The 23,758-nt window shown below is 41.7% G+C and carries 25 protein-coding genes and 1 pseudogene; 6 read left to right on the top strand and 20 right to left on the bottom strand.

Annotated features, from left to right (window positions below; genetic code table 11):
- Window positions 1–22: 22 nt before the first annotated feature.
- Entirely contained in the window at window positions 23–1,288 is a 1,266-nt protein-coding gene (locus tag GJU41_RS10760; protein WP_070877056.1) for an ammonium transporter, read from the bottom strand.
- 271 nt (window positions 1,289–1,559) lie between these two features.
- On the opposite strand from GJU41_RS10760, the gene GJU41_RS10755 reads away from it, so the two are divergent.
- A complete protein-coding gene (locus tag GJU41_RS10755) occupies window positions 1,560–2,510 on the top strand; it encodes an L-lactate dehydrogenase (protein ID WP_070877057.1) in 951 nt (316 codons plus the stop codon).
- Between the two features lie 242 nt (window positions 2,511–2,752).
- Here GJU41_RS10755 and GJU41_RS10750 read toward each other — a convergent pair whose 3' ends face one another.
- Window positions 2,753–4,894: a heavy metal translocating P-type ATPase gene (locus GJU41_RS10750; protein ID WP_070877058.1), complete on the bottom strand. Its 2,142-nt coding sequence runs from the start codon at window positions 4,892–4,894 to the stop codon at window positions 2,753–2,755.
- Complete coding sequence (locus tag GJU41_RS10745; RefSeq protein ID WP_070877059.1) at window positions 4,872–5,255, bottom strand: ArsR/SmtB family transcription factor; 384 nt, start codon at window positions 5,253–5,255, stop codon at window positions 4,872–4,874. Before GJU41_RS10745 ends, GJU41_RS10750 begins: the two co-directional genes overlap by 23 nt.
- Window positions 5,256–5,401: 146 nt before the next feature.
- Here GJU41_RS10745 and GJU41_RS10740 point away from each other — a divergent pair, with 146 nt between their 5' ends.
- Complete coding sequence (locus GJU41_RS10740) at window positions 5,402–5,722, top strand: ArsR/SmtB family transcription factor (protein ID WP_070877060.1); 321 nt, start codon at window positions 5,402–5,404, stop codon at window positions 5,720–5,722.
- Between the two features lie 383 nt (window positions 5,723–6,105).
- Here the strand turns inward: GJU41_RS10740 and GJU41_RS10735 are convergent, their stop codons facing one another.
- A complete protein-coding gene (locus tag GJU41_RS10735) occupies window positions 6,106–7,032 on the bottom strand; it encodes a cation diffusion facilitator family transporter (protein ID WP_070877847.1) in 927 nt (308 codons plus the stop codon).
- Between the two features lie 291 nt (window positions 7,033–7,323).
- Here GJU41_RS10735 and katA point away from each other — a divergent pair, with 291 nt between their 5' ends.
- Complete coding sequence (katA, locus tag GJU41_RS10730; protein ID WP_070877846.1) at window positions 7,324–8,781, top strand: catalase KatA; 1,458 nt, start codon at window positions 7,324–7,326, stop codon at window positions 8,779–8,781.
- Window positions 8,782–9,101: 320 nt separating this feature from the next.
- On the opposite strand, the gene GJU41_RS10725 is transcribed toward katA, so the two are convergent.
- The 3 genes from GJU41_RS10725 to GJU41_RS10715 are packed head-to-tail and all read right to left on the bottom strand — an operon-like array spanning window position 9,102 to window position 11,791.
- A complete protein-coding gene (locus tag GJU41_RS10725) occupies window positions 9,102–10,082 on the bottom strand; it encodes an ABC transporter permease (RefSeq protein WP_070877845.1) in 981 nt (326 codons plus the stop codon).
- On the bottom strand, window positions 10,075–10,992 hold the full coding sequence (locus GJU41_RS10720) for an ABC transporter ATP-binding protein (RefSeq protein ID WP_070877844.1): 918 nt from the start codon (window positions 10,990–10,992) through the stop codon (window positions 10,075–10,077). The genes GJU41_RS10725 and GJU41_RS10720 overlap by 8 nt, the downstream gene beginning before the upstream one ends.
- Window positions 10,985–11,791: an SGNH/GDSL hydrolase family protein gene (locus GJU41_RS10715; RefSeq protein ID WP_224771395.1), complete on the bottom strand. Its 807-nt coding sequence runs from the start codon at window positions 11,789–11,791 to the stop codon at window positions 10,985–10,987. Before GJU41_RS10715 ends, GJU41_RS10720 begins: the two co-directional genes overlap by 8 nt.
- Before the next feature lie 187 nt (window positions 11,792–11,978).
- On the opposite strand from GJU41_RS10715, the gene GJU41_RS10710 reads away from it, so the two are divergent.
- Window positions 11,979–12,644: a haloacid dehalogenase type II gene (locus GJU41_RS10710; protein WP_070877842.1), complete on the top strand. Its 666-nt coding sequence runs from the start codon at window positions 11,979–11,981 to the stop codon at window positions 12,642–12,644.
- Between the two features lie 418 nt (window positions 12,645–13,062).
- Here GJU41_RS10710 and GJU41_RS10705 read toward each other — a convergent pair whose 3' ends face one another.
- From GJU41_RS10705 to GJU41_RS10695, 3 genes are all read right to left on the bottom strand, one after another.
- Entirely contained in the window at window positions 13,063–14,673 is a 1,611-nt protein-coding gene (locus tag GJU41_RS10705; protein ID WP_154318579.1) for an ABC1 kinase family protein, read from the bottom strand.
- Between the two features lie 7 nt (window positions 14,674–14,680).
- Window positions 14,681–15,379 carry a TetR/AcrR family transcriptional regulator gene (locus GJU41_RS10700; RefSeq protein ID WP_154318578.1) on the bottom strand — a complete coding sequence of 233 codons (699 nt, stop codon included), beginning with the start codon at window positions 15,377–15,379 and terminating at the stop codon, window positions 14,681–14,683.
- 211 nt (window positions 15,380–15,590) lie between these two features.
- A complete protein-coding gene (locus GJU41_RS10695; RefSeq protein WP_070874478.1) occupies window positions 15,591–16,205 on the bottom strand; it encodes a PH domain-containing protein in 615 nt (204 codons plus the stop codon).
- A gap of 209 nt (window positions 16,206–16,414) precedes the next feature.
- Between GJU41_RS10695 and GJU41_RS10690 the strand changes: the two genes are divergently transcribed.
- Window positions 16,415–16,948, top strand: coding sequence for a DUF6944 family repetitive protein (locus GJU41_RS10690; RefSeq protein WP_070874477.1), 534 nt, complete (start codon window positions 16,415–16,417; stop codon window positions 16,946–16,948).
- Between the two features lie 57 nt (window positions 16,949–17,005).
- Here GJU41_RS10690 and GJU41_RS10685 read toward each other — a convergent pair whose 3' ends face one another.
- Window positions 17,006–18,418 carry an MBL fold metallo-hydrolase gene (locus GJU41_RS10685; protein WP_154318577.1) on the bottom strand — a complete coding sequence of 471 codons (1,413 nt, stop codon included), beginning with the start codon at window positions 18,416–18,418 and terminating at the stop codon, window positions 17,006–17,008.
- Between the two features lie 207 nt (window positions 18,419–18,625).
- On the opposite strand from GJU41_RS10685, the gene GJU41_RS10680 reads away from it, so the two are divergent.
- Window positions 18,626–18,985: a YidH family protein gene (locus GJU41_RS10680; protein WP_070874475.1), complete on the top strand. Its 360-nt coding sequence runs from the start codon at window positions 18,626–18,628 to the stop codon at window positions 18,983–18,985.
- Window positions 18,986–19,020: 35 nt separating this feature from the next.
- Here GJU41_RS10680 and GJU41_RS10675 read toward each other — a convergent pair whose 3' ends face one another.
- The 9 genes and pseudogenes from GJU41_RS10675 to GJU41_RS10635 all read right to left on the bottom strand — a co-directional run bounded on the left by GJU41_RS10675 (window position 19,021) and on the right by GJU41_RS10635 (window position 23,738).
- A complete protein-coding gene (locus GJU41_RS10675; RefSeq protein WP_154318576.1) occupies window positions 19,021–19,797 on the bottom strand; it encodes a sulfite exporter TauE/SafE family protein in 777 nt (258 codons plus the stop codon).
- 49 nt (window positions 19,798–19,846) lie between these two features.
- Window positions 19,847–20,074 (bottom strand): sulfurtransferase TusA family protein, encoded by a 228-nt coding sequence (locus GJU41_RS10670; RefSeq protein ID WP_070874473.1) that lies wholly within the window; start codon window positions 20,072–20,074, stop codon window positions 19,847–19,849.
- Window positions 20,075–20,100: 26 nt separating this feature from the next.
- Complete coding sequence (locus GJU41_RS10665) at window positions 20,101–21,228, bottom strand: MBL fold metallo-hydrolase (RefSeq protein ID WP_154318575.1); 1,128 nt, start codon at window positions 21,226–21,228, stop codon at window positions 20,101–20,103.
- A gap of 48 nt (window positions 21,229–21,276) precedes the next feature.
- Window positions 21,277–21,672: pseudogene (locus GJU41_RS10660) on the bottom strand (DsrE/DsrF/DrsH-like family protein).
- Between the two features lie 36 nt (window positions 21,673–21,708).
- Complete coding sequence (locus GJU41_RS10655; RefSeq protein ID WP_070874470.1) at window positions 21,709–22,275, bottom strand: sulfurtransferase TusA family protein; 567 nt, start codon at window positions 22,273–22,275, stop codon at window positions 21,709–21,711.
- Window positions 22,276–22,325: 50 nt separating this feature from the next.
- Entirely contained in the window at window positions 22,326–22,613 is a 288-nt protein-coding gene (locus tag GJU41_RS10650; RefSeq protein ID WP_154318574.1) for a rhodanese-like domain-containing protein, read from the bottom strand.
- 13 nt (window positions 22,614–22,626) lie between these two features.
- A complete protein-coding gene (locus GJU41_RS10645; protein ID WP_070874468.1) occupies window positions 22,627–22,986 on the bottom strand; it encodes a rhodanese-like domain-containing protein in 360 nt (119 codons plus the stop codon).
- 27 nt (window positions 22,987–23,013) lie between these two features.
- The gene (locus tag GJU41_RS10640; RefSeq protein ID WP_070874467.1) at window positions 23,014–23,493 is read right to left on the bottom strand and encodes a DsrE/DsrF/DrsH-like family protein; all 480 of its coding nucleotides are present in this window, start codon (window positions 23,491–23,493) and stop codon (window positions 23,014–23,016) included.
- Window positions 23,494–23,510: 17 nt separating this feature from the next.
- Window positions 23,511–23,738 carry a sulfurtransferase TusA family protein gene (locus GJU41_RS10635; RefSeq protein WP_070874480.1) on the bottom strand — a complete coding sequence of 76 codons (228 nt, stop codon included), beginning with the start codon at window positions 23,736–23,738 and terminating at the stop codon, window positions 23,511–23,513.
- Between the last annotated feature and the right edge of the window lie 20 nt (window positions 23,739–23,758).

The raw sequence follows: 23,758 nt of genomic DNA, 5'->3' as shown, positions 1-23,758 counted from the left end.
GCACTTCCCTTTCGCTCCGGAATTAAGAGCTGATCTTATCCTCTTTTGATAAGAATACTTCAGGATAGCCGTAACTTCCATGCTCACTCATATCAAGCCCCATAATTTCTTCTTCTTCTGTTACACGAAGACCGCCCATCAGCTTTTTAGCAGCAAAAAGAATGATAAACGAAACGGCAAAGGCATAAGCTCCCGATACGCCGACACCCATGATCTGAACCCCTAATTGTTCAAAACCTCCGCCGTAGAATAATCCCGGCTTTCCAACTGCCGCAAGTTCAGGTGTTGCGAAAAATCCAGTTGAAATGGTTCCCCAAACTCCTGCTGCCCCATGAACAGATAATGCGTAGATTGGATCATCTATCTTTCTCTTTTCAAAAAATCTCACACTATAGAAAACTAGGATTCCAGCGATAAAACCGATAAGAACGGCTGCCCACGTATCTACAAACGCACATGATGCTGTAATCGCTACAAGACCCGCGAGTGCACCATTAAGCATCGTCGGCACATCTGATTTCCCAAGCACTGCCCATGAAACGATAAGCGCTGCAACCGCACCAGCTGCCGCAGCAAGATTCGTATTCAGAGCAACATAACCGAAAAATCCATCTTCTACTCCAAGTGTGCTTGCTGCATTAAATCCAAACCAGCCAATCCACAGCACCAAAACTCCTAAAGCCGTAAACACCTGATTATGCCCAAAAATGTTATTAGCAGAACCATCCTGATTGAATTTCCCAATACGGGGCTTCAGTAAAATTGTCGCCGCAAAAGCTGCCATTGCACCCGTTAAATGGACAACCGTAGAGCCGGCAAAATCCTGTTTACCGTGTTCTGCCAGCCAGCCTCCGCCCCAGATCCAGTGTGCAACCACAGGATAGACAAGTGCTGAGAAAAGCACCGTAAAGACAAGATAGATTGACATCTTAGCACGCTCTGCAAATCCACCAAGTGCAATTGTTATTGCAATTCCGGCAAAAGCAAGCTGGAACAGAAAGAAGACAGATGAAGAAAGATTCATCCCTTCCAGCTCATATCCTGAATAGAAAAAGTGGGATAAACCGACAAAGAAATTAGCATTGTCTCCAAAAATAAATCCAAAGCCCACAGCCCAAAACACAAGTGATGCAAGGCCAAATGTAAAAATCGTCTTTCCGGCAATATGACCGGCATTTTTCATGCGTGTAGATCCTGCTTCAAGCAGAATGAATCCGCCCTGCATGAGAATAACCAAAATTGCTCCCAGAACCACCCATAAACTATTTAACAGATAGATAGAATCCAATTTAATGTCCTCCTATTGCTTATTTCATAACATTGTATGTTATAAAATATAACATGAGTTAATCATTTTCTATTTTAACGTATATTTTTCTATAGTCAACCAATTTTCTAAAAATTATTATAACTTAATGTCAAAAAAACTAACACGATTATAATTGCATTATGTTTTTGATGAATCGTTGATTACCTGTATTTATAATAGACATTTCTTCCTTAATAAGGTAAAATTATATTGTGAAGTATTTCACAATTATATGAAAGGGTGTTGCACAATGGCACAAGAAAAGATAAACCGTGTAGTCTTGGTTGGAACCGGATTTGTCGGATCCAGCTACGCATTTGCTCTCATGAATCAAGGAATAGCTGATGAACTGATTTTAATTGATGCTAATGCCGAAAAAGCGCTTGGGGATGTAATGGATCTTAATCATGGAAAAGTGTTTGCGCCAAATCCTACCGCCATCCGTCTCGGAGAATACGAGGATTGCAAACACGCAGATATTGTTGTCATTTGTGCAGGGGCTAACCAGAAGAAAGGCGAAACCCGCCTTGATCTTGTAGCGAAAAACCTGGCCATATTCAAAGAAATTACCGAAAGCGTGATGAAATCCGGATTCCGCGGAATATTTCTAGTAGCAACGAACCCAGTTGATATCCTTACCTACGCAACATGGAAATACAGCGGCCTGCCGAAAGAACGGGTGATAGGTTCAGGAACCATCCTTGATACTTCCCGCTTCCGCTATCTGCTTGGAGATTATTTTAAAATAGCTCCAAATAACGTTCATGCCTACATAATCGGCGAGCACGGTGACAGCGAGCTTCCTGTTTACAGCTCTGCGGATGTCGGCGGAATCCCTGTCATGAAGATGATTGAACGAAGCGAAGACTACAAAAAAGAAGATTTAGATGAAATCTTTAAAAACGTTCGGGATGCAGCCTATCAGATTATTAATCGAAAAGGGGCAACCTACTATGGAATCGCAATGGGACTTGTCCGCATTACGAAGGCAATCCTTCACAATGAAAATTGCGTCCTGACCGTTTCTGCTCATCTTGACGGACACTACGGAGAAAAAGATGTCTATATCGGAGTCCCGGCTGTTATTAACCGCGAGGGAATCCGCGACATTATTGAGCTTGACCTGAATGCTGAAGAACAGGATAAATTCAGGAAAAGTGCTGCGATATTAAAAGGGATACTGGCACCTCATTTTAATTAGAAATCGGCTGTGTACCTGATTCGTTAGAAAAAGACCGTTCTGCTCCGGCTTTAGAAGCTGGAGTTTTTCTTTTTAGCTGAAATAAAGGTTCTTATAGCCGGTTTGCCAATTATTTTAACTGAATGAAGATTTTCTGATTTAGCGACTATCCAAAAATTCAGCTGCCATTCTTCTTTTCAAGATAAAGTCCTCAATTTCTAGCCCTCCTAAAAAAAAGAGCATGAACCACTAATCGGTTCATGCTAGCTGTCTTTCTTTTCCTTCACTCTTAAAAGCCTCAATCCATTTAACGTAACAAGCAAAGTCGCACCCATATCTGCAAAAATCGCGATCCATAATGTCAGCCATCCTGGAACAACGAGCAGCAAGGCAAGCAGTTTGAGCCCTAAGGCAAAGGCGATGTTCTGCTTAATAATGACAAGCGTTTTGCGGCTCAGTTCAATCGCAAGTGGCAGTTTTTTCAGATCATCTCCCATTAGGGCAACATCTGCTGTTTCAAGAGCCGTATCCGTCCCAGCTCCTCCCATCGCGATACCAACTGATGCTGCAGCAAGGGCAGGAGCATCATTTACGCCATCCCCCACCATTGCGGCTGCCCCGTATTCACCTTGTATCTTTTTCACGGCATCCAGTTTATGCTGAGGAAGCAGCTCAGCATGAATCTCAGACACTTCTAACTGATGTCCGATTGCTGCCGCGGTACTTGCATGATCCCCCGTCAGCATGATGGTCTTTTGAATGCCAAGCTCTTTTAGCTGCTTCACAACACGGACACTGCTTTCACGGACCTCGTCTGCCACTGCTGATACAGCAAGCACCACTTCATTCGTACCAGCGAGCATGACTGTTTTTCCCTGTTTCTGCAAAGAATCAACCTTGTTTCTTAATTCACCTTCAAGTGTACGCCCCAGCATATCTTCAAACAGCGAAACATTTCCAACGTAGTACCACTCTTGTTCAATCTTTCCTTTAATGCCTTTTCCAGTGATGGACGCGAATTCATCTACAATCAGAGATTTATAATCGAGCTCCTGCTGCTCTGCTTTTTTAATAAACGCAGAAGCAAGCGGATGCTGTGATCTATATTCAAGCGCACTTACCAATTTAAATAAGTCATTCTGTGAAATTCCCGATTGTAAAACGTCAAAATCGGTAACCACAGGAGCCCCTTTTGTTAAGGTGCCTGTTTTATCAAAGGCAACCGCCTTGATTCGGCTTAATTCTTCAAGGTAAATACCGCCTTTGATTAAAACTCCATTTCTCGCAGCGTTTCCAATGGCCGTGACAATGGAAACAGGTGTTGAGATGACAAGTGCACACGGACAGCCGACAACCAGAACGGCTAATCCCTGATAAATCCAAGTATCCCACATACCGCCGAAAAACAGCGGCGGAATAACAGCGACTAAAAAGGCAACCGCCATAATCGCAGGTGTATACCACTTTGCAAACTTGTCTACAAATGCCTGCGATGGTGCGCGTTCCGCCTGAGCTTCTTCTACTAAATGAATGATTTTAGCAATCGTCGTATCATCAGCAAGCTTGGTAACCTTTACTTCAAGCAAGCCTTCCTCGTTAAGAGTTCCTGCAAACACTTCCGCCCCAGGTTCTTTTTCTGCGGGGAGCGATTCACCCGTGATGGACGCCTGATTAACAGCAGATACCCCTTTAACAACAACTCCATCCATGGCAATTTTCTGGCCCGGCTTCACAATCATTATATCGCCGGCTTCAATTTCATCCACGGAAATGGAGCTTTCAACGCCGTTTCGTCTAATTAACGCTTCTTTCGGAGCGATATCCATTAACGAACGAATGGACTTGCGAGCCCGGTCCATTGAGTAGGATTCCAGGGCTTCACTGATGGCAAACAGGATAACTACAACAGCCCCTTCGCTCCATTCCCCAATAATGGCGGCGCCAATAATGGCAATCGTCATGAGCGTTCGCATATCAAACTCAAGTCGAATCAAATTTTTAAACCCTGTGATAAACAGGGAGTATCCTCCGATGATGATGGCAGCCAAAAAGGCAAAGATAGACGGGGCACTCTCTTCCCCATATGAAAATAAAGCATAATAGCCCATCACTATGAACAGTGCTGATACCAGAAGTGCACCGTATTTTTTTAGGAATGTTTCTTTAGGCGCTTGAACGGCTCCCTTTTCAGAAAGAATTTTAAGATGCTCGAACGCACCTGCTTTTTCAATATCGCGCATGCTCGCTTTGCCAATCACTGTTAATTTAGCGGCACCGAAATTCACTTTGGCATCGGTTACACCATCAAGTTCTTTTACATTGCGTTCGAATTTCCCGGCACAGCCTGCGCAGGTAAATCCCTGAACCCGGTACACGTTTTTTTCAGCCGATTGTTCTGCTCCCACGCTGGCTCATCTCCCCCTGATGTTCAAATGCAAGCTGAATCAGCTGCTTTACATGATCATCATCCAATGAATAATAGACTAGCTTTCCTTCTTTGCGGAATTTAGCAAGCCCCGTATTTTTCAAAAGCCTTAAATGATGCGATGCCGTCGCAGTGGTAGCCCCGACGATATTCGCCACATCACAGACACAAAGCTCCTCTTCTTCTAAAAGCGCATAAGCAATTTTCAATCGAGTATCATCAGCAAGGGCTTTGTAGATTTTCGTCACATTAGCCGTTTCCTGCCCGCGAAGCTTATTCTTAACCCGTTCCACTTTTTCCGAATCCACACAAGTTATTTCACATACATCCTGCATCTTCACTTCATCACATCCTATTCATTCAAACGTTCATTTGATTAAAGTATATGCAGGGAAGCATGAACAGTCAAACAACAATTTGAATGTTTGTATAAATAGATAATCTTTCCTATAATGAATTTACATAAGAAGTCAGAAGGAGACTCACGATGAAAAAAGAAAACCTAGACGCAGACACGTTTCAGGACCTGGACGAAGAAACCCTTTTCATCGCTTCCCAGACCTTCAAGGCGCTGTCGGATCCGACACGGCTTCGCATATTAAACCTGCTCACCCAAGGGGAACGATCCGTAAATGAAATTGCCGATACATTATCTCTTCTCCAATCAACCGTATCCCACCAGCTGAGATTTCTAAAAAACCTCCGTCTCGTCAAATTCCGCCGCGAAGGGACAACCTTATTCTATTCACATGACGACGAACACGTTATCGGGCTATTGAAGCAGACGATTGAGCATGCTAGGCATTAACCGAAAAGCGGAACCGCCCGTTTAGCTCCGACAGACAGATAAGTCTCAGCCAGTGAAGGCGCTTTTTGCCTTTGCTGGATGAGACGTTCTGGCCGAGGAGTTGGGCGGTGGAGCTAGACACCACGAAAAGCGGAACCGACTGGTCAGGCCCGACAGACAGATAAGAATTCACCCGAAAAGTCCGGTTCCCGCCTTTTTGGGGGAATTTGTTCTGGCCGAGGGACTAGGAGGTGGAGCTGGACACCGTGTAATGCGATGTTCCCCCAATTGGGACTTCATTTAACCAAACGCTTTTTTTGCGATCACCGTTTTGTTGTAAATTTAGCCATAATCCTATTTATTTAGCCGAACACCACAAAAAAGAGACACAACCGTGTCTCTTTTTAATTACAATGATCATCCCCGCAGCATGCTGAATCTTTTCGATCAATCTGAATCGTTGTATGATGCAGTCCAAATTGATCATGCAGGATCCGGTTGGCTTTTTTCAATAAGTCCTGCTGATTCTCCCCGCTCTCAACTACTAAATGACAGCTTAGAGCCGGGAAATCTGACGTAATCGACCATACATGCAAATCATGGACGCCGCACACTTCCTCCATTGTCAGGAGAGCAGCCCGAATATCATCCGTTTTCAAATTCCCAGGTGCACCTTCCATTAAAATATGAAAAGAATCCTTCGTCACGCGGAAACCGCTGATGATAATCAGCACCGCAACAATAATACTCGCGATTGGATCTGCCAAGCCCCAGCCAAAAAACATAATAAGAAGCGCCGCGATAATTGCGCCAACAGAACCAAGCATATCGCCAATAACATGCAGGAAAGCACTTCTTACATTCAGATTTTCTTCCTTATCACCGCGCATCAGGATAAAAGCAGCCGCGATATTGACAAGCAGACCAATACTGGAAATCAAGAGCATGCCAGAACTGATGACCTCAGGCGGATCGATAAAGCGCTGATATGCTTCTGCGAATATATAGAGTGCAATAATGATTAATGTGAGGCCGTTAATAAAGGCAGCCAAAATCTCAAACCTTTTATAGCCGAACGTTTTAGATGTTGAAGCGCCTTTTGCTCCAAATGTCATTGCAAGATAGCTTAAACCCAATGCTGCTGCGTCACTGAGCATATGTCCCGCATCAGACAGCAGCGCCAGACTATTTGTCAGCAATCCCCCGATCACTTCCACAATCATGAAAAGAGTGATAATGGAAAATGCCAGAAGGAGCGCCTTTTTATTACTTGTATGGTGGTGGTGGTGATGATGCCCCTCATGGCCGTGATGATTATGCGAGTGCCCCATTTTCAATCCCCCCAATTCAACATTATATGAGTATGTGTTCATATATTAATTATTTCAAATAATTTCAACAATTGCAAGATATATTTATGTTTCACATACCCTATATTTTTCATTAAAAAAGTTATATGAGAGGATTTCAAGATTGAAGAACGAATTTATCGGATTGATTATGCAAACTATTTTTACAAACTATTAATTTATAATAATTATAAAATAATATTGATTTTTTACTGAGAGATGTTATCATTATAAATGGGTTAAATAATATAAAACTATGAGGTGATTCGATTTATGAGTAATGAGAGAAAAAATCTTACTACTAGTTGGGGTGCGCCTGTCGGGGACAACCAGAATTCAATAACAGCAGGTTCTCGCGGTCCAACGTTAATTCAAGATGTCCACCTTTTAGAGAAGCTTGCACACTTTAACAGAGAACGTGTGCCTGAGCGCGTCGTTCATGCAAAAGGTGCAGGAGCACATGGTTATTTTGAAGTAACAAATGATGTAACAAAATATACAAAAGCAAATTTCTTATCAGAATTGGGTAAACGCACACCTATGTTCGTCCGTTTCTCAACTGTAGCCGGAGAAAACGGTTCAGCTGATACAGTGCGCGACCCGCGCGGATTTGCTTTGAAATTCTATACAGAAGAAGGAAACTATGACTTGGTCGGAAACAATACGCCGGTTTTCTTCATTCGCGATGCAATTAAATTCCCTGATTTCATCCACACACAAAAGCGCCATCCGCAAACACACTTGAAAAATCCAGATGCTGTTTGGGATTTCTGGTCTCTTTCACCTGAATCTCTTCATCAGGTAACAATCTTGATGTCTGACCGCGGTATTCCGGCAACGTTCCGTCATATGCATGGCTTCGGAAGCCATACATTTAAATGGACAAATGCTGAAGGCGACGGCGTGTGGATTAAATATCACTTCAAAACAGAACAGGGCATCCAAAACCTTGCTCCGGAACTTGCAGCTAAAATTGCTGGAGAAAATCCGGACTACCACACAGAAGACCTGTTTAATGCCATTGAAAAAGGTGATTTCCCTGCATGGAAAATGTACGTGCAGATCATGCCTTTAGAAGATGCGGACACATATCGCTTCGATCCATTCGATGTTACTAAAGTATGGTCACAAAAAGACTATCCGTTAATTGAGGTTGGCCGCATGGTTCTAAACCGCAATCCGGAAAACTACTTTGCAGAAGTCGAGCAGGCTACATTCTCTCCTGGAACACTTGTGCCTGGAGTCGACGTATCTCCGGACAAAATGCTTCAAGGCCGTTTGTTTGCCTACCATGATGCACATCGCTACCGTGTAGGTGCGAACCATCAGGCACTGCCGATTAACCGTCCTAAAAATGAAGTCAACACTTACCAGCGAGACGGCCAAATGCGCTTTGACAACAACGGCGGCGGCTCTGTCTACTACGAGCCAAACAGCTTCGGCGGACCAGCAGAATCAGCTGAAAACAAACAGGCGGCATACCCTGTTCAAGGCGTTGCAGACAGCGTCTCTTACGATCATAACGATCACTACACTCAGCCTGGAGACCTTTATCGCCTCCAAAGTGAAGAAGAACGTGCCCGACTTGTTCAAAACTATGTTGAAGCAATGGCTCCGGTCACGAAAGATGAAATCAAACTGCGCCAAATCGCGCATCTTTATAAAGCTGATCCCGAATTCGGCCAGCGTGTAGCTCAGGGACTTGGACTTCAGGTTCCGCAGCAGGTTTAAGTAATTTAAAGTAATAGCTTTACAATTCGTTCTCAGGTTATATTCTCACTTTTGCACCCGCTTAGTTGGCGGGTGCTTTTTTGTAGATTGATAAGGCTGCAGGAACGATTTCTTGTGATTAGCCAAACCGAAAACTTCATTATTCTTACTAAATTCCTCATTTTAAATAAAAGACTGTTTTCGCATAGATTGTTGTTTTACATGATAAAAGTTGTCCGTTCCTTTCCGCTCCACTTAAGGTTTTTAACATTTAGTCTGGTAGCAACAATATTTACGAAAAGAGCCAAATAAAAAAACAGCCGCTACCAAGCGGCTGCCACTCAATAAATATCCCTGCGCGAAAACACGACAAACGAAACAATCAGTCCGGCTGCTGCCCAGATGCCGAGGACACTCATGGAGAAGCCCAGAGTCATCCCGTTGATAGGAGGCGCCATGCCGGCTACATAATCAGTCAATCTTAGGTTGACCATGAAAAAATACTTGGCTGATTCCCATGAGGAGACCATATTCGCCAAAATCGCTCCTGCAATCAATGCTGCGAGCATGACTCCCATAACAGAGGCAGTGCTTTTCATGAGCACGGAGAGTGTAAAAGTCAAGGTTCCGACGACAACAGCCACGAACCATACTAATCCAAGCTCCATTAAAATGTACTGCCACTGTTCAACCAATCGTACCTGATCGGTGTTCAAGTCCTCCCCCTGAACGGTAAACCCGGTCAGGATCGGCATGTTCCATCCCCCATATCCGAAGACGGTTCCTGATATGAGATAGGACAGCACTCCGAGCGATAAGACGATAAAAGAGACCGATAATATTAATGTGATGTACTTGCTTAATAAGATCTTCCACCTTTTAACCGGCCTTGTTAACAGCAGCTTGATTGTACCCCTTGTTGCCTCTGAAGAGACGAGATCGGCTGCAATGACCATGACCATCAGCGGCAGCAGGAGGTCAATTGAATTCTCGGCAAACATCCTCATAAAGGTTGGGGCTCCTGGAGCGCTCGGATTAATGTCATTATCCAGGTAGTACTGCTGCTGCTCCATCCGGATTTGCAAATATTTCTTCCATTCTGCAGAGATGCCGCTAGAGCTCAATCTGTTTTGTGCATTGATAATTTCCTGCTGCAATTGAGAACGCCAATCGGTTGTTCCCAATTCTTCCTGCAGGGTTTTCGCTTCTTTCATTTGTGCATATGTGAAGAGTCCGACGAGTACGGCTAAAATGCCGGCAATGATAAAAAGGCGCTTTTTCCGGATGATTTTGATCATTTCATTATAGACAAGGTTAATCAATGGTTTCACCTTCAGTCAGCTCGATAAACAAATCTTCAAGTGTAGGCAATTTTGTCTGAATTTCACGCACTTTTACACCGGCTCCAACTAATTTCTCATTCCATGCGGGAATGCTTTCTTCCTCATTATAGGTAATGATTCGGTCATCATATTCGGCAATCAGGGTTGTTTCTCCCGCCAAGATGGCCTTTCCTTTTTCAAACGGATCGAGTCTCCAGATGACCCGTTCTTTTTCAGCAAGAAGGTGCTCAACTGTATCTACTTTAAGAATGGCCCCTTTAGAAATGATCGCGACCCTGTCGCACATTAACTGAATCTCACTTAGTAAATGGGAAGATACAAGAACACTCAAGCCTTCTTTTTCAGCTAAAAAGCGAATGAATTCCCGCATCTCTCTGATGCCCACAGGATCAAGTCCGTTTGTCGGCTCGTCTAAGATCAGCACGTTCGGCTTGCCTAATAATGCTTGTGCGATTCCAAGGCGCTGGCGCATTCCCAGCGAATAAGTGCTCACCCTGTCGCCAATCCGATTTTGCAGCCCGACAAGCTCTACGACTTCATCGATGCGCTCCTTAGGAAGTCCAGGAACCATTCTAAAGAAATAGTGAAGGTTTTCAAGTCCTGTCAAATAAGGATACAGCTCAGGATTTTCAACAATGCAGCCGATATTTTTGATGGCATTTGAAAAATCAGATTTAAGATCATGACCGCAGATGGTAATCTTGCCTGACGTTGCTTTTATCAATCCGACAAGCATGCGGATCGTTGTTGTTTTGCCTGCGCCATTTGGACCAAGAAATCCAAACACTTCTCCCCTTTCAAGCTGAAAAGAGATGTCTTTGATGATTTCTTTTTTGCCTATTTTCTTCCGTAGATTTTCAACCACCAGTGTTTCGTTTGAGTTAGTCATCCTGATTTCCCTCCCCGCTGAACACGATCAAAGATGCCAGCCGCTCTCCAATCAGCTTGTAGCCTTCTGAATTCGGATGAAACTTGTCGCTGTACAAATAATCGTTTACATTCTGCTCAAATAGATCAAATGTCGGAACCATGACAACCTTTGGATAGTTCGCTGCAATTTCAGCAGATTCAAAATTCCACTGCCTTACAATAGCAGAAGTTGTTTTTGCATCCTCCAGGTCATTAAAGGGATTGTAAAGACCCACATAATATACAGCTGCTTCAGGATTTACCTTGCGAAGTTCCCCAATGATTTTCTTTAAGTTCGCTAAATATTTTGCTTTAGCCTGATCATTTTCCGCTGATGACAAATTCTCAAGCGCCTGTCCGCCTTGAAAAAGGTCATTTCCGCCAATGGTCATAACAATTGTATCTGCGGCGCTGACCTGTCTTCTGATCTCAGGTTTTTGAAGCTGCTTCACTACCTGATCTGAGACTTGGCCTTTAATCGCTAAATTCGAAAGCTTAATATCCCGGTCTGTCTTTTCTTTAAGCTCATCTACTAAATAGCCAATATACCCCTTGCCTGACTGATCACCTGTTCCGCGCGTCAATGAATCGCCAAGTGCTACAATTTGATAGTCTTCATCTGATTTGCTGACTTCGGCTTCATTAGCAGAATCCGAGTGTACTTTGGCATCCGGCTTGCTGAAAAAATAGCTGTTAATCGTCCAGCCCAAACCAAAAATCCATAAGACTGTCGCCAGTACCGATAAAATTGCTATAAACTTCGCTGTATTTATCTTCAAACGATCACCTTTTCTTAAAAACTTGTTACCCATCAATTTACATGAATGTAAAACAAATAAGCAACTATGAATACTTCCATTTTCAGATAATTAGAAGTCTTGTTCAAGTAATCGCCATATTTAGATTCTGTTTATACTTACGAAGTGAGAGGGTATTGTCCCAGTAAATCGGGAAAGGCGGTACTCTATGAATAATGAAATAAAGGCATTTGTTTTTGATGTATACGGAACTCTGTTTGATGTCCATTCCGTGAAGAAAAAAGGAGACGAGCTATACGAGGGCAAAGGAGAAGAATTAAGCAAAGTCTGGCGTCAGAAGCAGCTGGAATATTCCTTTTTGCGGCAAATCATGGGCAGCTATGAATCCTTTTTGACGATTACGAGAGATTCGTTAAGATATGCTCTCCACTCACTTGAGTTAAAGGATGTGAAAGTACATGAGGACGCCTTAATAGCAGAATATACAAAGCTTTCGCATTATCCAGAGACTGAAAAGGTGTTATCTCAGCTGAACCATAAAAAGCTTGCCATTTTTTCAAATGGATCACATGATATGCTGGATCCGCTGATCAAACAATCAGGACTTTCTCCCTTCTTTGATCATGTGATCAGCGTCGATGAAGGGAAGCAATATAAACCTTCACCGGCCTCTTACACACTTGTGCTGAAGGAGCTTGGAGTTAAACGTGAAGAAGTTCTCTTTATGTCATCAAACGGATGGGATATATCAGGTGCAAAAAACTTTGGATTCAGGGCGGCCTGGATCAACCGCGGCGGATTGCCGGAGGAGGAGCTTGGTTTGAGTCCTGACAGTATTTATTCTGATTTAAATGGGATTCTTGAGTGGAAATAGAAGAGAAAGAGGCTGGGACAAATGGTTTTCAGCCAAAGAAAAATCCGAACTATTATGTGAAATTCCAACTTGAATTTCGTTTTAGTTCGGATTTTTTTCTTTGGCTCTTTTCATAAATATTGTTGCTACAGTACTAAATGTTAGAAACCTTAAGTGGATTGCAGCGGATAAACTTGACTCCTGCGGGAAATAGAGCAAATTGGAAGACCCCACAGGCAACGCCGAGGAGGCTCCCAGCCGGACCGCGGAAAGCAAGTTCCTCTCGCTGCAAGGAACGGACAACATTATCATGAAAAACAACAATTTATGCGAAAATAGCTCTTTCTTTTAATGGTTTTCGCACTATTCAATGTTCGGCATTAATTCAGGAGATTATCGTTACGTCCCAGTCTCTAAGAATTACATATAGAATAAATGCTTATTTCTTTTCAGAAAAATTCCTTTTCATCCATCTTCTTTCCTTTACCGAAATAGAAAAATAAGCAAAAGCTGAAAGGAGTGCCCCTCCTGCTGAAGCATAAAGCAAGATATTATGGTGAAAAAGGATGGATATAAAAATCCCAGCAGTTCCAAGTAATCCAAAATAGATTGAGGACTTCTTATGGTTTTCAATGATAATAAATTCAAATTCTTTCCTTTGGTTCTGTTTCTCTGTTTTTCCTGAGTTTATAAAGTCATTTATAAACATCGGCAAGGCTTTTAACACAGGCTGTGAATAAACCCAATTGACCAGCAGTCTCCACTTATTGGCATCACTTGTCTTTAGCCAGCTAATGAATGCCGGTTTGATGATCTCAATTGTTTCCTGATCCGGACTGATCGTGCGGACAATGCCTTCAATCGTTACGAAAGAGCGCCCTAAAAAGACAAAACGAGTTGGAACCTGTACGGGCAGTGATTTAACCCTATCATTTATTTCTTTATTTAAAGCAATCAAATCGAGCTGCTTCAATTGTGAAAGATCAAATGACAGCGCCTCTTCAAGAACTCTTTGAATAACGGCAGGATCAGCCTCTGGAAGTAAAAAGCCCAAGTTTAATAGAACATCCGCGGCTTTTGAGTAATTCTTCATTAAAATGGCTGCAAGCAGTTCCTGAAAATGTTTAGCATCCTTTTTTGATATCTCTCCTATCATTCCGAAATCAAGAAGAACAATCGTACCATCTTTCTGAAGCAAAACATTTCCTGCATGGGGATCGGCATGAAAGATTCCCGGTTCCAGCCATTGAGGCAAAAACAGACTAAAGAGCTGCTCGGCCAACTCAATCCGGTTAATTCCGTTCTCTTCCATGAAATCCTCATCCGTTATTCGCACCCCGTCCGCCCATTCCATTACTAAAACTTCAGATGTACTTAAACTCTCATAAATCTGGGGAATTTTAAGCTTTTTAACCGTTTTAAACCGTTCACTGAAGTGTTTGGCTGTTTCTTTTTCCTTCAAAAAGTCCAATTCTCTCTCAATCACTTGTTTTAGCTCTTTATAAAGCATTCTAAAGTCAATAAATCCTTTAGGAACTGGGGCAAGGTAACGGGCAGCCAGCATCACAACATAGAGGGACCGGAAATCGGATTTTACAATTGATTTAATCGTGGGGCGCATGACTTTTATTGCAACCTTTGTTCCATCCAGTAATTCACCTTGAAAGACTTCTCCAATTGAGGCTGAAGCTACAGCTTCCGGCTGAATGAATCGAACCTTTTCTTCAATTGCACAGCCCCATTCTCTTGCAAGGACTGCTCTCATTTCCTCCCAAGGTGAAGAAGGCACTTGATCAACTAAATCCTCAATTTGTTTTATAAAGCCGGCAGGAAGAAGATCTGCACGTATGCTCATAATCTGGCCCACCTTAATCAGCAGACCCTCTAATTCGAATAAGGTCCGGCGAAACCGCTTGCCGATTTTCACCCACAGTTCTTCCCAATCTTTATCCTTCTTCCTTACTATTCGGTACCAATATACCTCGGCCAGAACGGTGAAAGCCAGAGATAGAATCTTCCACATGCGATACCACTTGCGCTGATTTTTCATTTGCTCCTCACTCCCCGTCATTGACCAAATGTTGACTAGCCATCTCCAGAATCATGTTCATCACCTTTGGATGTTCTCTCCCAATTTCCTGCTTTTGCATGGCAAGAAGAAACAGGCTTTTGATAAATGCTGCTACAGTATCAGGGTCATAATCCTTCAAGTATCCCTTCTCTTTCCATGCTGTTACTAAGGTTCTGATTTCCCGATCATCATTTTGGGAGTGAGCTTCTAATTTCTCTCTCGGCAGTGTTCTAAGCAAATGATTCATTTCATCAGAGCTGATATTTCTCATTAAAGGATTTTCATCTATAAATGCAAAAGCGCCTCTCATTTTGGATTGAAAGCTTTCCCGCGGTGAAAGTTCCGGAACGAATAATTCACTGAAAAATTTCGTGCGCATTTCGTTTTCAAGTTCCTCCAGAATTTCGAAGAACAGCACTTCCTTAGACGGGTAAAATTTATAAAAAGCCCCTTTAGAGATTCCGGCTGCTCTCGTCAAATCTTCTACGTTTGTTTTTCGTATACCGTGAAGTTCAAGCATCTCTTTGCCTTTTTCAAGTAAAACTTTTTTGATTCTTTGTTTTTCGTGTTCTGTAAATGCTCTTGGCATTGGGTTCAATCCTCTCTGAATCTCTGTGACTGATTTATTTTTATAGTCACATAATACTTCTAAAATCCAGTTTAATCCATCTTTTTCTTTCGACAAAAACGCAGACGCCAAGGCCTGCTCCGACAGGCAGAAAAGGATTCTGACAGTAAAGTCCGGTTTTGTCTTTGGCGGCAGTTCCGTTCTGACCGAGGAGTTAGGCGCCGGCACTTACCGGAGATATCCTTTTTGCACTATCCACAATCTATAAAATTTATAATTTCTCTAAACAAAAAAAAAGTCTGCCCGAATATGAGCAGACTTTCTATCATCAGTTATTTATATATTTTTCAAAAACTTCGCCGAAATCTTTAATATGATACTGCTCGCGGACAGAAGTCATCCAAGTAAAACCAAAATCAGTCAGGTCTCTGTATGTATCAGAGAGCTTATTGTTGTCTGTTCTTGAGTTTTGAAGGATGTTTACGGCTTTATCAAGGCTGCTTGATGCCATATCTATGTATATAGCATTTTCATGTGTGATTTCAGCAATGCGAAGAAGTGATTTATATAAGTCTTTCAGCTGTTCAATTTGATCTTTTCTTACATCAATATCAAACCTTTGGCTGCCTAGGCTGAATTTTATTTCTACATCCATATCGATTTTACCGGCTGTCTCAAGCATTACATCTGAAAATTTATACTGTGCGTAAGGATAGCGTTTGAGAGTTCTTTTAGAAGAGACAGCATTTGCCCCATCTACATGAATAAAAGAAAGATTTGTAAAGCAATATTCATCTGCCTTTGTCTTAATTAAAAAATAGATCTTCTCATTATCCTCATGCATCACATAATCATCTGCATCCGTTTTGTCATAATCAGCCGGACTAATAATCGTACCAATATCGGATAACCCTAATGCCTCTGAAGCTAGTTTTTTAAACATGGCTTTTTCATCCTTCCTTGTTTTGCATCTCCCTAATTTTAACAAGAGACTGTGAGATTGAAAACTCTTTTCTTTGCTTGTCAGGAAAGACTTTTCTTTAATGAAAAATGAGACAAGCGCCAATTTATTGACCGAAAAGTTACACTCATATTTGCCTTTGCATATCTTATAAAATAGTAGCGGAGAACTGCAGAGTAGGCGGTCAAACGATGAGCAATAAAGATAAAGCTGTATTTGGAGCATGGATCCAGGCAATTGGGACAGTGACTGCGGCTGTTGGAAGCACACCCTCAAATGTCCTCACAGATCAGCAGCTTGAAAACTTAAATTTATGGGGGAATGTTCTGCAGGGGACTGGCAATGCAATCCTTGCAGATACAATTGACTCATTTAACTTAAATAAAATCGGCAATATGATTCAGGCAATTGGGAACTCAACAGTTGTCACAGGAATTATCATTGATTTCAGCGAACGCACTCAGACACTTCTTGATGTTCAAGGCAATCTCCTTCAGGCGACAGGTGGGGGTTTAGGCATTGCATATTCATTAGAGCAGGAGAAGTCGATCGAACAGCTGTACAGTATATACGGCAATCTTCTTCAGGCAATAGGAAATTCCATGCAGGCCATTGCTGGCGGCATGCAGCTTCGGAATGAAGATCCCGGTAACATCAACACTGTCGGAAGCTGGATTCAGGCGATTGGGTCCATTATCTCAGCCATTGGAGAAACGAAATACTGAATACCTGCTAAGGAAAGAAGGGCAGCGTCAATTTTGACACTGCCCTTTCTATATTATTTACTCCCCTTTTGTCGTTGGAAGATTTCCGTTTTCCCATGATGCGTATCCGCCTTTTATATTGATGGCATTTTTAAACCCTTCCGCCTGCAAAAGACTCATCCCAATCGCAGATCGAACACCAGATTGACAATGGACAAGCAGCTTTTTATCTTTAGGAATTTCATCGATTCGATCGCTGATAGTGCCTAACATAATATGTTTGGCATCCAGGATATGACCCTGTTCCCATTCTGCATCATTTCTGACGTCAATCACTGCGTACTCATCAGGATTCATCCTCAGTTTTTCATCAGCTTCTGCTGCAGAAATCTCTTCATAGGATTCATACTGATCAAGCTGTTCAATTGCATCTGGCTCAATATAAGCTTCAGCCCCATCAAACCCCACTGATTCAAGCATTCTTTCAGCTTGTTCCAGCTGGGTGCTTTCACAGATTAAAATGGCGGGCTGATCATAATTTAATAACCACCCTGACCAATTAGCAAAGGTTTTAGCGAAAGGAATGTTCAGGCTTCCTTTATAGTGCTTCTTCTTGAACGATTCAGAAGGTCTTAGATCGATGATCTGAATTCCTTCGCGCTCATCAAGCTCTTTTACGGAAGTTAATTTGTGCAGTTCCTTTTCCTTCAGAAACTCCGGTCCTTCTTTGTTTACTTTTTTCATTAGCGCAAAATATTTCGGAGGCTCTGGCTGTCCTTTCAGCAGTTCTTCTGCAAACTCGTCCTTATTTTCAAACTGAAAGGCCCAATTGTTCATCTTTTCGTATCCGACTGTTGTAACAGGTACCGCTCCAAGCGACTTTCCGCAGGAACTGCCTGCTCCATGGGCGGGCCATACCTGCAAGTAGTCAGGCAGTTCTTTGAATTTCCAAATAGAATCAAACATCGAAGCCGCACCTGTTTCAGCAGTTCCTGACACACCCGCTGCCTTTTCAAGGAGATCAGGCCTCCCGACGTCTCCGACAAAAACGAAATCTCCCGTAAAAATTCCCATCGGAACATCTGAGCCTCCGCCCTTATCTGTCAGCAGAAATGAAAGACTCTCTGGTGTATGGCCAGGTGTATGTATCACTTTCATCTCGATTTTGCCTATCATAAAGTGCGAACCATCTTTGATTAATTGATGATCGAACTCATCTGCGAACGCATACTTCCAGTTTTCATCGCCTTCATCTGATAAAAATAACTTAGCATTTGTCGTTTTAGCAAGCTCCCTGGAACCAGACACATAATCAGCATGAATATGAGTTTCAGTGATTGCCGATATATCAAATCCCTCTTTCTTTGCTGTTTCAAGATAAGGCGCAATGTGCCGCGCAGGATCTACCACTAAAGCCTCACCTGTTTTTTGACACCCGATTAAATAGGACATGTGTGCAAGGTTTTCATCAAAAAATGAACGAAAGAACATATTGAAGCCTCCTATGCATTTTTTCAGGGAAATAAATACCCCCCTATGTATATATATATATATCTTATTTCCTTTCTTTTTACAAACAAAACATTTTTTGTCATGAAGCTTCATATTCAGGGAAAACTTTTATAAGATAAATTCATTTGTATAAATACCCTATATAGTATTTAATAAAGGTAGAACTTAAATTATGAGGTGAGTAAAATGAATAAAACCATCAGTTCAAATTACATACAGCAGCATCTTGCGAATGAAAGAACCTACCTTGCATGGATCAGAACCTCTATTGCCATAATTGGTATTGGGTTTTTGATGACGAACATCCATTTCACCTTTTTGTCAAAGCTTTCCTCTCTTGCAGACACCATTACAATGGGCACTGGGATTGTTTCGATCATCTCAGGAATAGCGATTGTCCTTTTTTCTACTTTTGACTATTTGAAAAAAATGAAGCAGATTGATGCTCAGACGTTTGAGCCGTCGAAGAATATTGTTATTTTTCTCTCGTTTATTATCTTAGTATTCATTTTGGGCTTTGCCTTTTATTTTATGATTATTATTTAACCTAAAAAGCAGCGGAATTATATCCGCTCCTTTTCTTATAAAATGTCCATCCAAATCTTCACTGCAGTAGCAAAAATCAGGACCGCGAGGATGATTTGAAGCACTTTCGTATTTACTTTTTTCCCTGCAATCGCACCAAGAGGAGAAGCAATTAAACTTGCCACAACCATGATAAGCGCAGGGTAATAGTCAACCTGTCCTGTGGTGATTTTCCCGACTGTCGCGCCTATTGATGATATGAACGTGATGGCGAGAGACGACGCAATCGTCATGCGTGTAGGAATCTTCAGTACTACAAGCATGATCGGCACCAATAAGAATGCACCGGCAGCACCTACGATCCCAGACCCAACACCTACGATTAAAGCAAGGACAGCTGCAAGCCATTTATTAAAGATAACCTGATCAAGCGGAATGTCATCGATCCCCTTTTTAGGTATAAACATCATAATAGCCGCAATTAGTGCGAGGATACCATAGATGAGGTTGATTCCCTCCTCAGACATCGTCTTTGAACCGAATCCTCCGATAAAGCTTCCAATCAGAATGCTTGCACCCATATAGATGATAAGCGTTTTATTTAAGTATCCGCCTTTTCTGTAGGCCCATACCCCGCCTATAGTGGCAAAGAAAACTTGAACCGCACTGATGCCTGATACCTCATGTGCGCTGAAAGCTGCTAAACCAAACAACGGCGGTATATAAAGTAGCATCGGATATTTGATGATAGAACCGCCAATCCCGAGCATACCGGAAATGTAAGAACCGATAAAACCGATTAAGAAAATGGTTATGATAAATGCAAAATCCATGGTTGTACCTCCTTATAAGAAAAGGGAACCTTACATGGTTCCCTTCTTTTTATCCTTTTTTAATCCAGAACTTGAATACATTGCTTTCTTCTTCGTGTTTTACAAGCTCATGTCCTCCGGATTTTGCCCATGCAGCGAGGTCATTTTTAGCCCCTTTATCTGTTGCATGAATTTCAAGCACCTGACCGCTTTCAAGGTCATTCATTGCTTTCTTTGTTTTCACGATCGGCATCGGACATGCCAGTCCTTTTGCATCTAATACTTTTGCTGTTTCCATGTCTAAATTCCTCCTATTTGTTTGAGTTATCGTACTGCACAGCGATTTGGACCAATTTCCATTTCACGCTGTTTTTCCTCATCAGGATTGATTTTCCCCATGTTTGTTTCACGGATTTCCTGATAAGCATTTGGCTGAGGGGGTAAATTCTCAGTAACAAGCTTTCTGAATTCGTTTTCGTCTTCAATGTTTAAACCGTGGTTCTTTGCAAACAGGACACCCAATTTTTCAGAAACACTGCCATCATCATTCAGTTCATCAATGATCATAAAGTGTGCCGGAAGGACGATTAACTCTTCAGATAACTCTTTATAACGTGTATAAAGACTTTCTCTCAAATCACCCACCCAGTCTTCTGCCATACCAGCAAGATCAGGTCTTCCAATTGAATCAATGAATAGGATATCTCCTGAAAGCAGGAACTTCTCATCAATCACAAATGATGTAGATCCGATCGTGTGGCCAGGAGAATACAAAGCATGAATATTAATTGTTGTACGGCCGATTGTGACATCTGTTCCGCCTTCTAATGGCTTGTAATCAAATGTAACTTCTCCTGCATCTTTAGGAGGCAGCCAGTATGCTGCATTCATTTTTTCAGAGATGATTCTGCCGCCCGAAATATGATCGGCATGAAGATGCGTGTCAAATACATGCTTTATTTCTGCACCCTTTTCCTGTGCAAACTCAAGGTAAATATCCGTCATACGCGTTGAATCAATAATTGCTGCTTCATTATTTGAGATAATCATATAAGAAAGACAGCCTTTTCCGATGCGCACGAATTGATAAATTTCGCCGCCATCCTTTAAATCTCCAACTTTTACAGGCTCTAAATGCTCACTCCAGGCTTTCATTCCGCCTTTTAGATAAGATACAGACAGCCCTTCCTCTGCAAGCATCTCGCCCACCATAATGGAAGATCCTTCTTTAGCACACACAACTAACACTTCTTGATCTGCAGGAATGCTTCCCATAATTTCTTCTACGCCATCAAGCAAATCAAAATAAGGGACATTCAGATAGCTGAAGTTTTCACCTTCGATTTTCCAATCCTGAAAATCACTTTCGTTGCGCACATCCAAAATAAATAATGCTTCTTTGTTAAACACTTTTTTGGTTACTTCTTTTGCAGTCATAGCTTGTAAAGTCATTTTATTTTACCCCCTAAGGTATATTTTTTATTAAAAAAATTTAGCTTTTTAAAAAGTTAATGTGATCTCTGCATCTTTAGCAAATTCCAAAAAGGTTACCGCTCCGCCCACTTCAATGCCATCTACAAAATCTTCTTTTTCAAGACCCATAACATCCATTGTCATTTGGCAGCCGATAAATGTTACACCCATTTCCTTCGCCATTGAAACAAGCTCAGGTATAGCAGGCACATTAGCTTTTGCAAATCCCTCTGCAAAATGCTCCTTGCCTTCAGGCATTGGAAGCTGCTGATATGCTTCCTTATGAATCAAATTTAACCCTTCGAAGGTAAAGAATATCGCTACTTCCTAATCTGTAGCAGCAGCTGCAGTTGCAATATTAAATACTTTATAAGCGTCAAATAATCCGCCGTTGCTTGCGATAATTGCCGTTTGTTTAGCCATCATAATTCCTCCAAATGTAGAATTTATCGATTATTTTTAGATATTTTCCGTTTTTCCAGTCCATTCGCTCATGCCCGGCACAACATTTATTACATTTGAAAATCCATTGTCAGCAAGCTTTTGAGCTGCAAAATCACTTCTGCTTCCTGTACGGCAAACTACGTAGATTTCATCTTCTTTATTTAACTCGTTCAAACGGTCTTCAAGTTCTCCAAGTGGAATAGAGACTGCATTTGGAATGTGATTAAATGCATATTCTGCTGCTTCACGCACATCCAGTACAACAATGTTCCCTGCTGCAAGCTTCTGTTCAAGTTCTCCATTGCTGCTTACATTTGGATACTTTCTTTCAGCCGTTTCCTCGCTTGATGATTTTCTTAAATAATGCTTTAAAACGTCTCCATCTTCAATCGTGCCTAAATACTGGTGTCCTGAACTTCCTGCCCATGCCTTCAAGTCAGCCTTTGATCCTTTATCTGTTGCCAGAACCTCAAGAACCTGGCCTGCTTCTAATTCCTTCATTGCTTTTTTCGTTTTTACGATTGGCATTGGACATGCAAGTCCTTTTGCATCTAAAGTGATATCTGTTTTTAATGAGTTCATGAAGTATTCCTCCTATTTACCTGCTGGGGTATATTTTAAAGTAAAAAAATTTATTCTGTTTTTCCATCCCAATCAAGCATACCGCCTGTCATATTAATGACCTTAAAACCTTGGCCTTCAAGGAATTGCGCGGCACGTCCGCTTCTTCCTCCAGAACGGCAAACCATTGTGTATTCCTTTGATTTATCAAGCTCATGCATGCGGAATTCTAAAAGGCCTAATGGAATGTTTACTGCTCCAGGAATTTTCCCTGACGCTACTTCATCCGCTTCACGCACATCAATGACATTTAAAGAATCCAGAGCATTTTCAACTTCTTTTGCAGTCAATTGTTTCATGTTCATTTCCTCCTTAATTCCAGGCGTTCATTCCGCCTTTTACGTTTGTTACCTCTTTAAATCCTAACTTTTTCAGTGTTTTGCTTGCTTTTTGGCTTCTCATGCCGCTTTGGCAGATGACGATAACCTCTTTATCCTTCGAAAGCTGGTTTGCTTTTTGTGTTAATTGGTGGATAGGAATATTTGTGAATCCTTTTAGATGATTCCCTTTAAACTCCCCTGGTGTACGCACATCAATAAGCTGTTTGTTTCTATTTTTCAACTCGGATTTCAGCTGCTCAACTGATATTGTTTTGATTCCTTTAGCAGGAATGAAACGTTTGATGATGAAAAGAAGCAGCAGACCAATCAGAATATAATTAACGATTTCCAAGCATGTTCACGCCTTTCTGGATTCATCTTAGATAAACAGATTTACATTGCCGTCTTCTGCATCTGCTAAATAAGCAGCAACACCTGCATATTCAATATTGTCCAAAAGCTCTTTTTCCTGAAGTCCAAGCAGATCCATAGTCATTGTACAAGCAACAAGCTTAATGTCCTGTTCCTGCGCCATTTCAATAAGCTGCGGAAGCGGAATGGCATTGTGTTTTTTCATGACGTCTTTAATCATCTTTGGACCCATTCCGGCAAAGTTCATTTTTGAAAGCCCCATTTTATCTGCGCCTCTTGGCATCATTTTGCCGAACATTTTCTCCATGAAGCCTTTTTTAACTGTAATAGGTTCATCTTTTCGAAGAGCATTTAAGCCCCAGAATGTGTGAAAGATTGTTACTTCATGATCGTAAGCAGCTGCACCATTTGCAATAATATAAGCTGCCATTGCTTTATCATAATCACCGCTGAATAGAACGATTGTTGTTTTTTTAGTTTCACTCATGTTGTTTTCCTCCTTGGTTATCCTTTTTTTATATAAAAAACAAAAACATTGTCTTCTTCTTTCATATCAACCATTTCATTGCCTGTAGAAGCAGCCCATGCCGTTAAATCATTTTTTGCGCCTTTATCTGTTGTAAGAACTTCTAAGATCTGGCCTGTTTCAAGATCATTCATCGCTTTTTTAGTTTTGACGATCGGCATCGGACATGCTAATCCTTTTGCATCTAAAACCTTATCAATATTCATTTCTTTTTCCTCCCTTTTCA

Origin of the sequence: Metabacillus idriensis (genome assembly GCF_009674765.1) — a bacterium.
Classification (GTDB): domain Bacteria; phylum Bacillota; class Bacilli; order Bacillales; family Bacillaceae; genus Bacillus_P; species Bacillus_P idriensis.
The sequence above is the reverse complement of the archived record's forward strand: the minus strand, read 5'-3'. Positions and strand labels throughout refer to the sequence as shown.

Bases quoted from the DNA above. Each gene is read 5' to 3' on its own strand.
- GJU41_RS10755 (WP_070877057.1), top strand. From the start codon at position 1,560: ATGGCACAAGAAAAGATAAACCGTGTAGTCTTGGTTGGAACCGGATTT.
- GJU41_RS10740 (WP_070877060.1), top strand. From the start codon at position 5,402: ATGAAAAAAGAAAACCTAGACGCAGACACGTTTCAGGACCTGGACGAA.
- GJU41_RS10735 (WP_070877847.1), bottom strand. From the start codon at position 7,032: ATGGGGCACTCGCATAATCATCACGGCCATGAGGGGCATCATCACCAC.
- katA (WP_070877846.1), top strand. From the start codon at position 7,324: ATGAGTAATGAGAGAAAAAATCTTACTACTAGTTGGGGTGCGCCTGTC.
- GJU41_RS10720 (WP_070877844.1), bottom strand. From the start codon at position 10,992: ATGACTAACTCAAACGAAACACTGGTGGTTGAAAATCTACGGAAGAAA.
- GJU41_RS10710 (WP_070877842.1), top strand. From the start codon at position 11,979: ATGAATAATGAAATAAAGGCATTTGTTTTTGATGTATACGGAACTCTG.
- GJU41_RS10705 (WP_154318579.1), bottom strand. From the start codon at position 14,673: ATGAAAAATCAGCGCAAGTGGTATCGCATGTGGAAGATTCTATCTCTG.
- GJU41_RS10695 (WP_070874478.1), bottom strand. From the start codon at position 16,205: ATGTTTAAAAAACTAGCTTCAGAGGCATTAGGGTTATCCGATATTGGT.
- GJU41_RS10690 (WP_070874477.1), top strand. From the start codon at position 16,415: ATGAGCAATAAAGATAAAGCTGTATTTGGAGCATGGATCCAGGCAATT.
- GJU41_RS10685 (WP_154318577.1), bottom strand. From the start codon at position 18,418: ATGTTCTTTCGTTCATTTTTTGATGAAAACCTTGCACACATGTCCTAT.
- GJU41_RS10680 (WP_070874475.1), top strand. From the start codon at position 18,626: ATGAATAAAACCATCAGTTCAAATTACATACAGCAGCATCTTGCGAAT.
- GJU41_RS10675 (WP_154318576.1), bottom strand. From the start codon at position 19,797: ATGGATTTTGCATTTATCATAACCATTTTCTTAATCGGTTTTATCGGT.
- GJU41_RS10670 (WP_070874473.1), bottom strand. From the start codon at position 20,074: ATGGAAACAGCAAAAGTATTAGATGCAAAAGGACTGGCATGTCCGATG.
- GJU41_RS10665 (WP_154318575.1), bottom strand. From the start codon at position 21,228: ATGACTTTACAAGCTATGACTGCAAAAGAAGTAACCAAAAAAGTGTTT.
- GJU41_RS10655 (WP_070874470.1), bottom strand. From the start codon at position 22,275: ATGAACTCATTAAAAACAGATATCACTTTAGATGCAAAAGGACTTGCA.
- GJU41_RS10650 (WP_154318574.1), bottom strand. From the start codon at position 22,613: ATGAAACAATTGACTGCAAAAGAAGTTGAAAATGCTCTGGATTCTTTA.
- GJU41_RS10640 (WP_070874467.1), bottom strand. From the start codon at position 23,493: ATGAGTGAAACTAAAAAAACAACAATCGTTCTATTCAGCGGTGATTAT.
- GJU41_RS10635 (WP_070874480.1), bottom strand. From the start codon at position 23,738: ATGAATATTGATAAGGTTTTAGATGCAAAAGGATTAGCATGTCCGATG.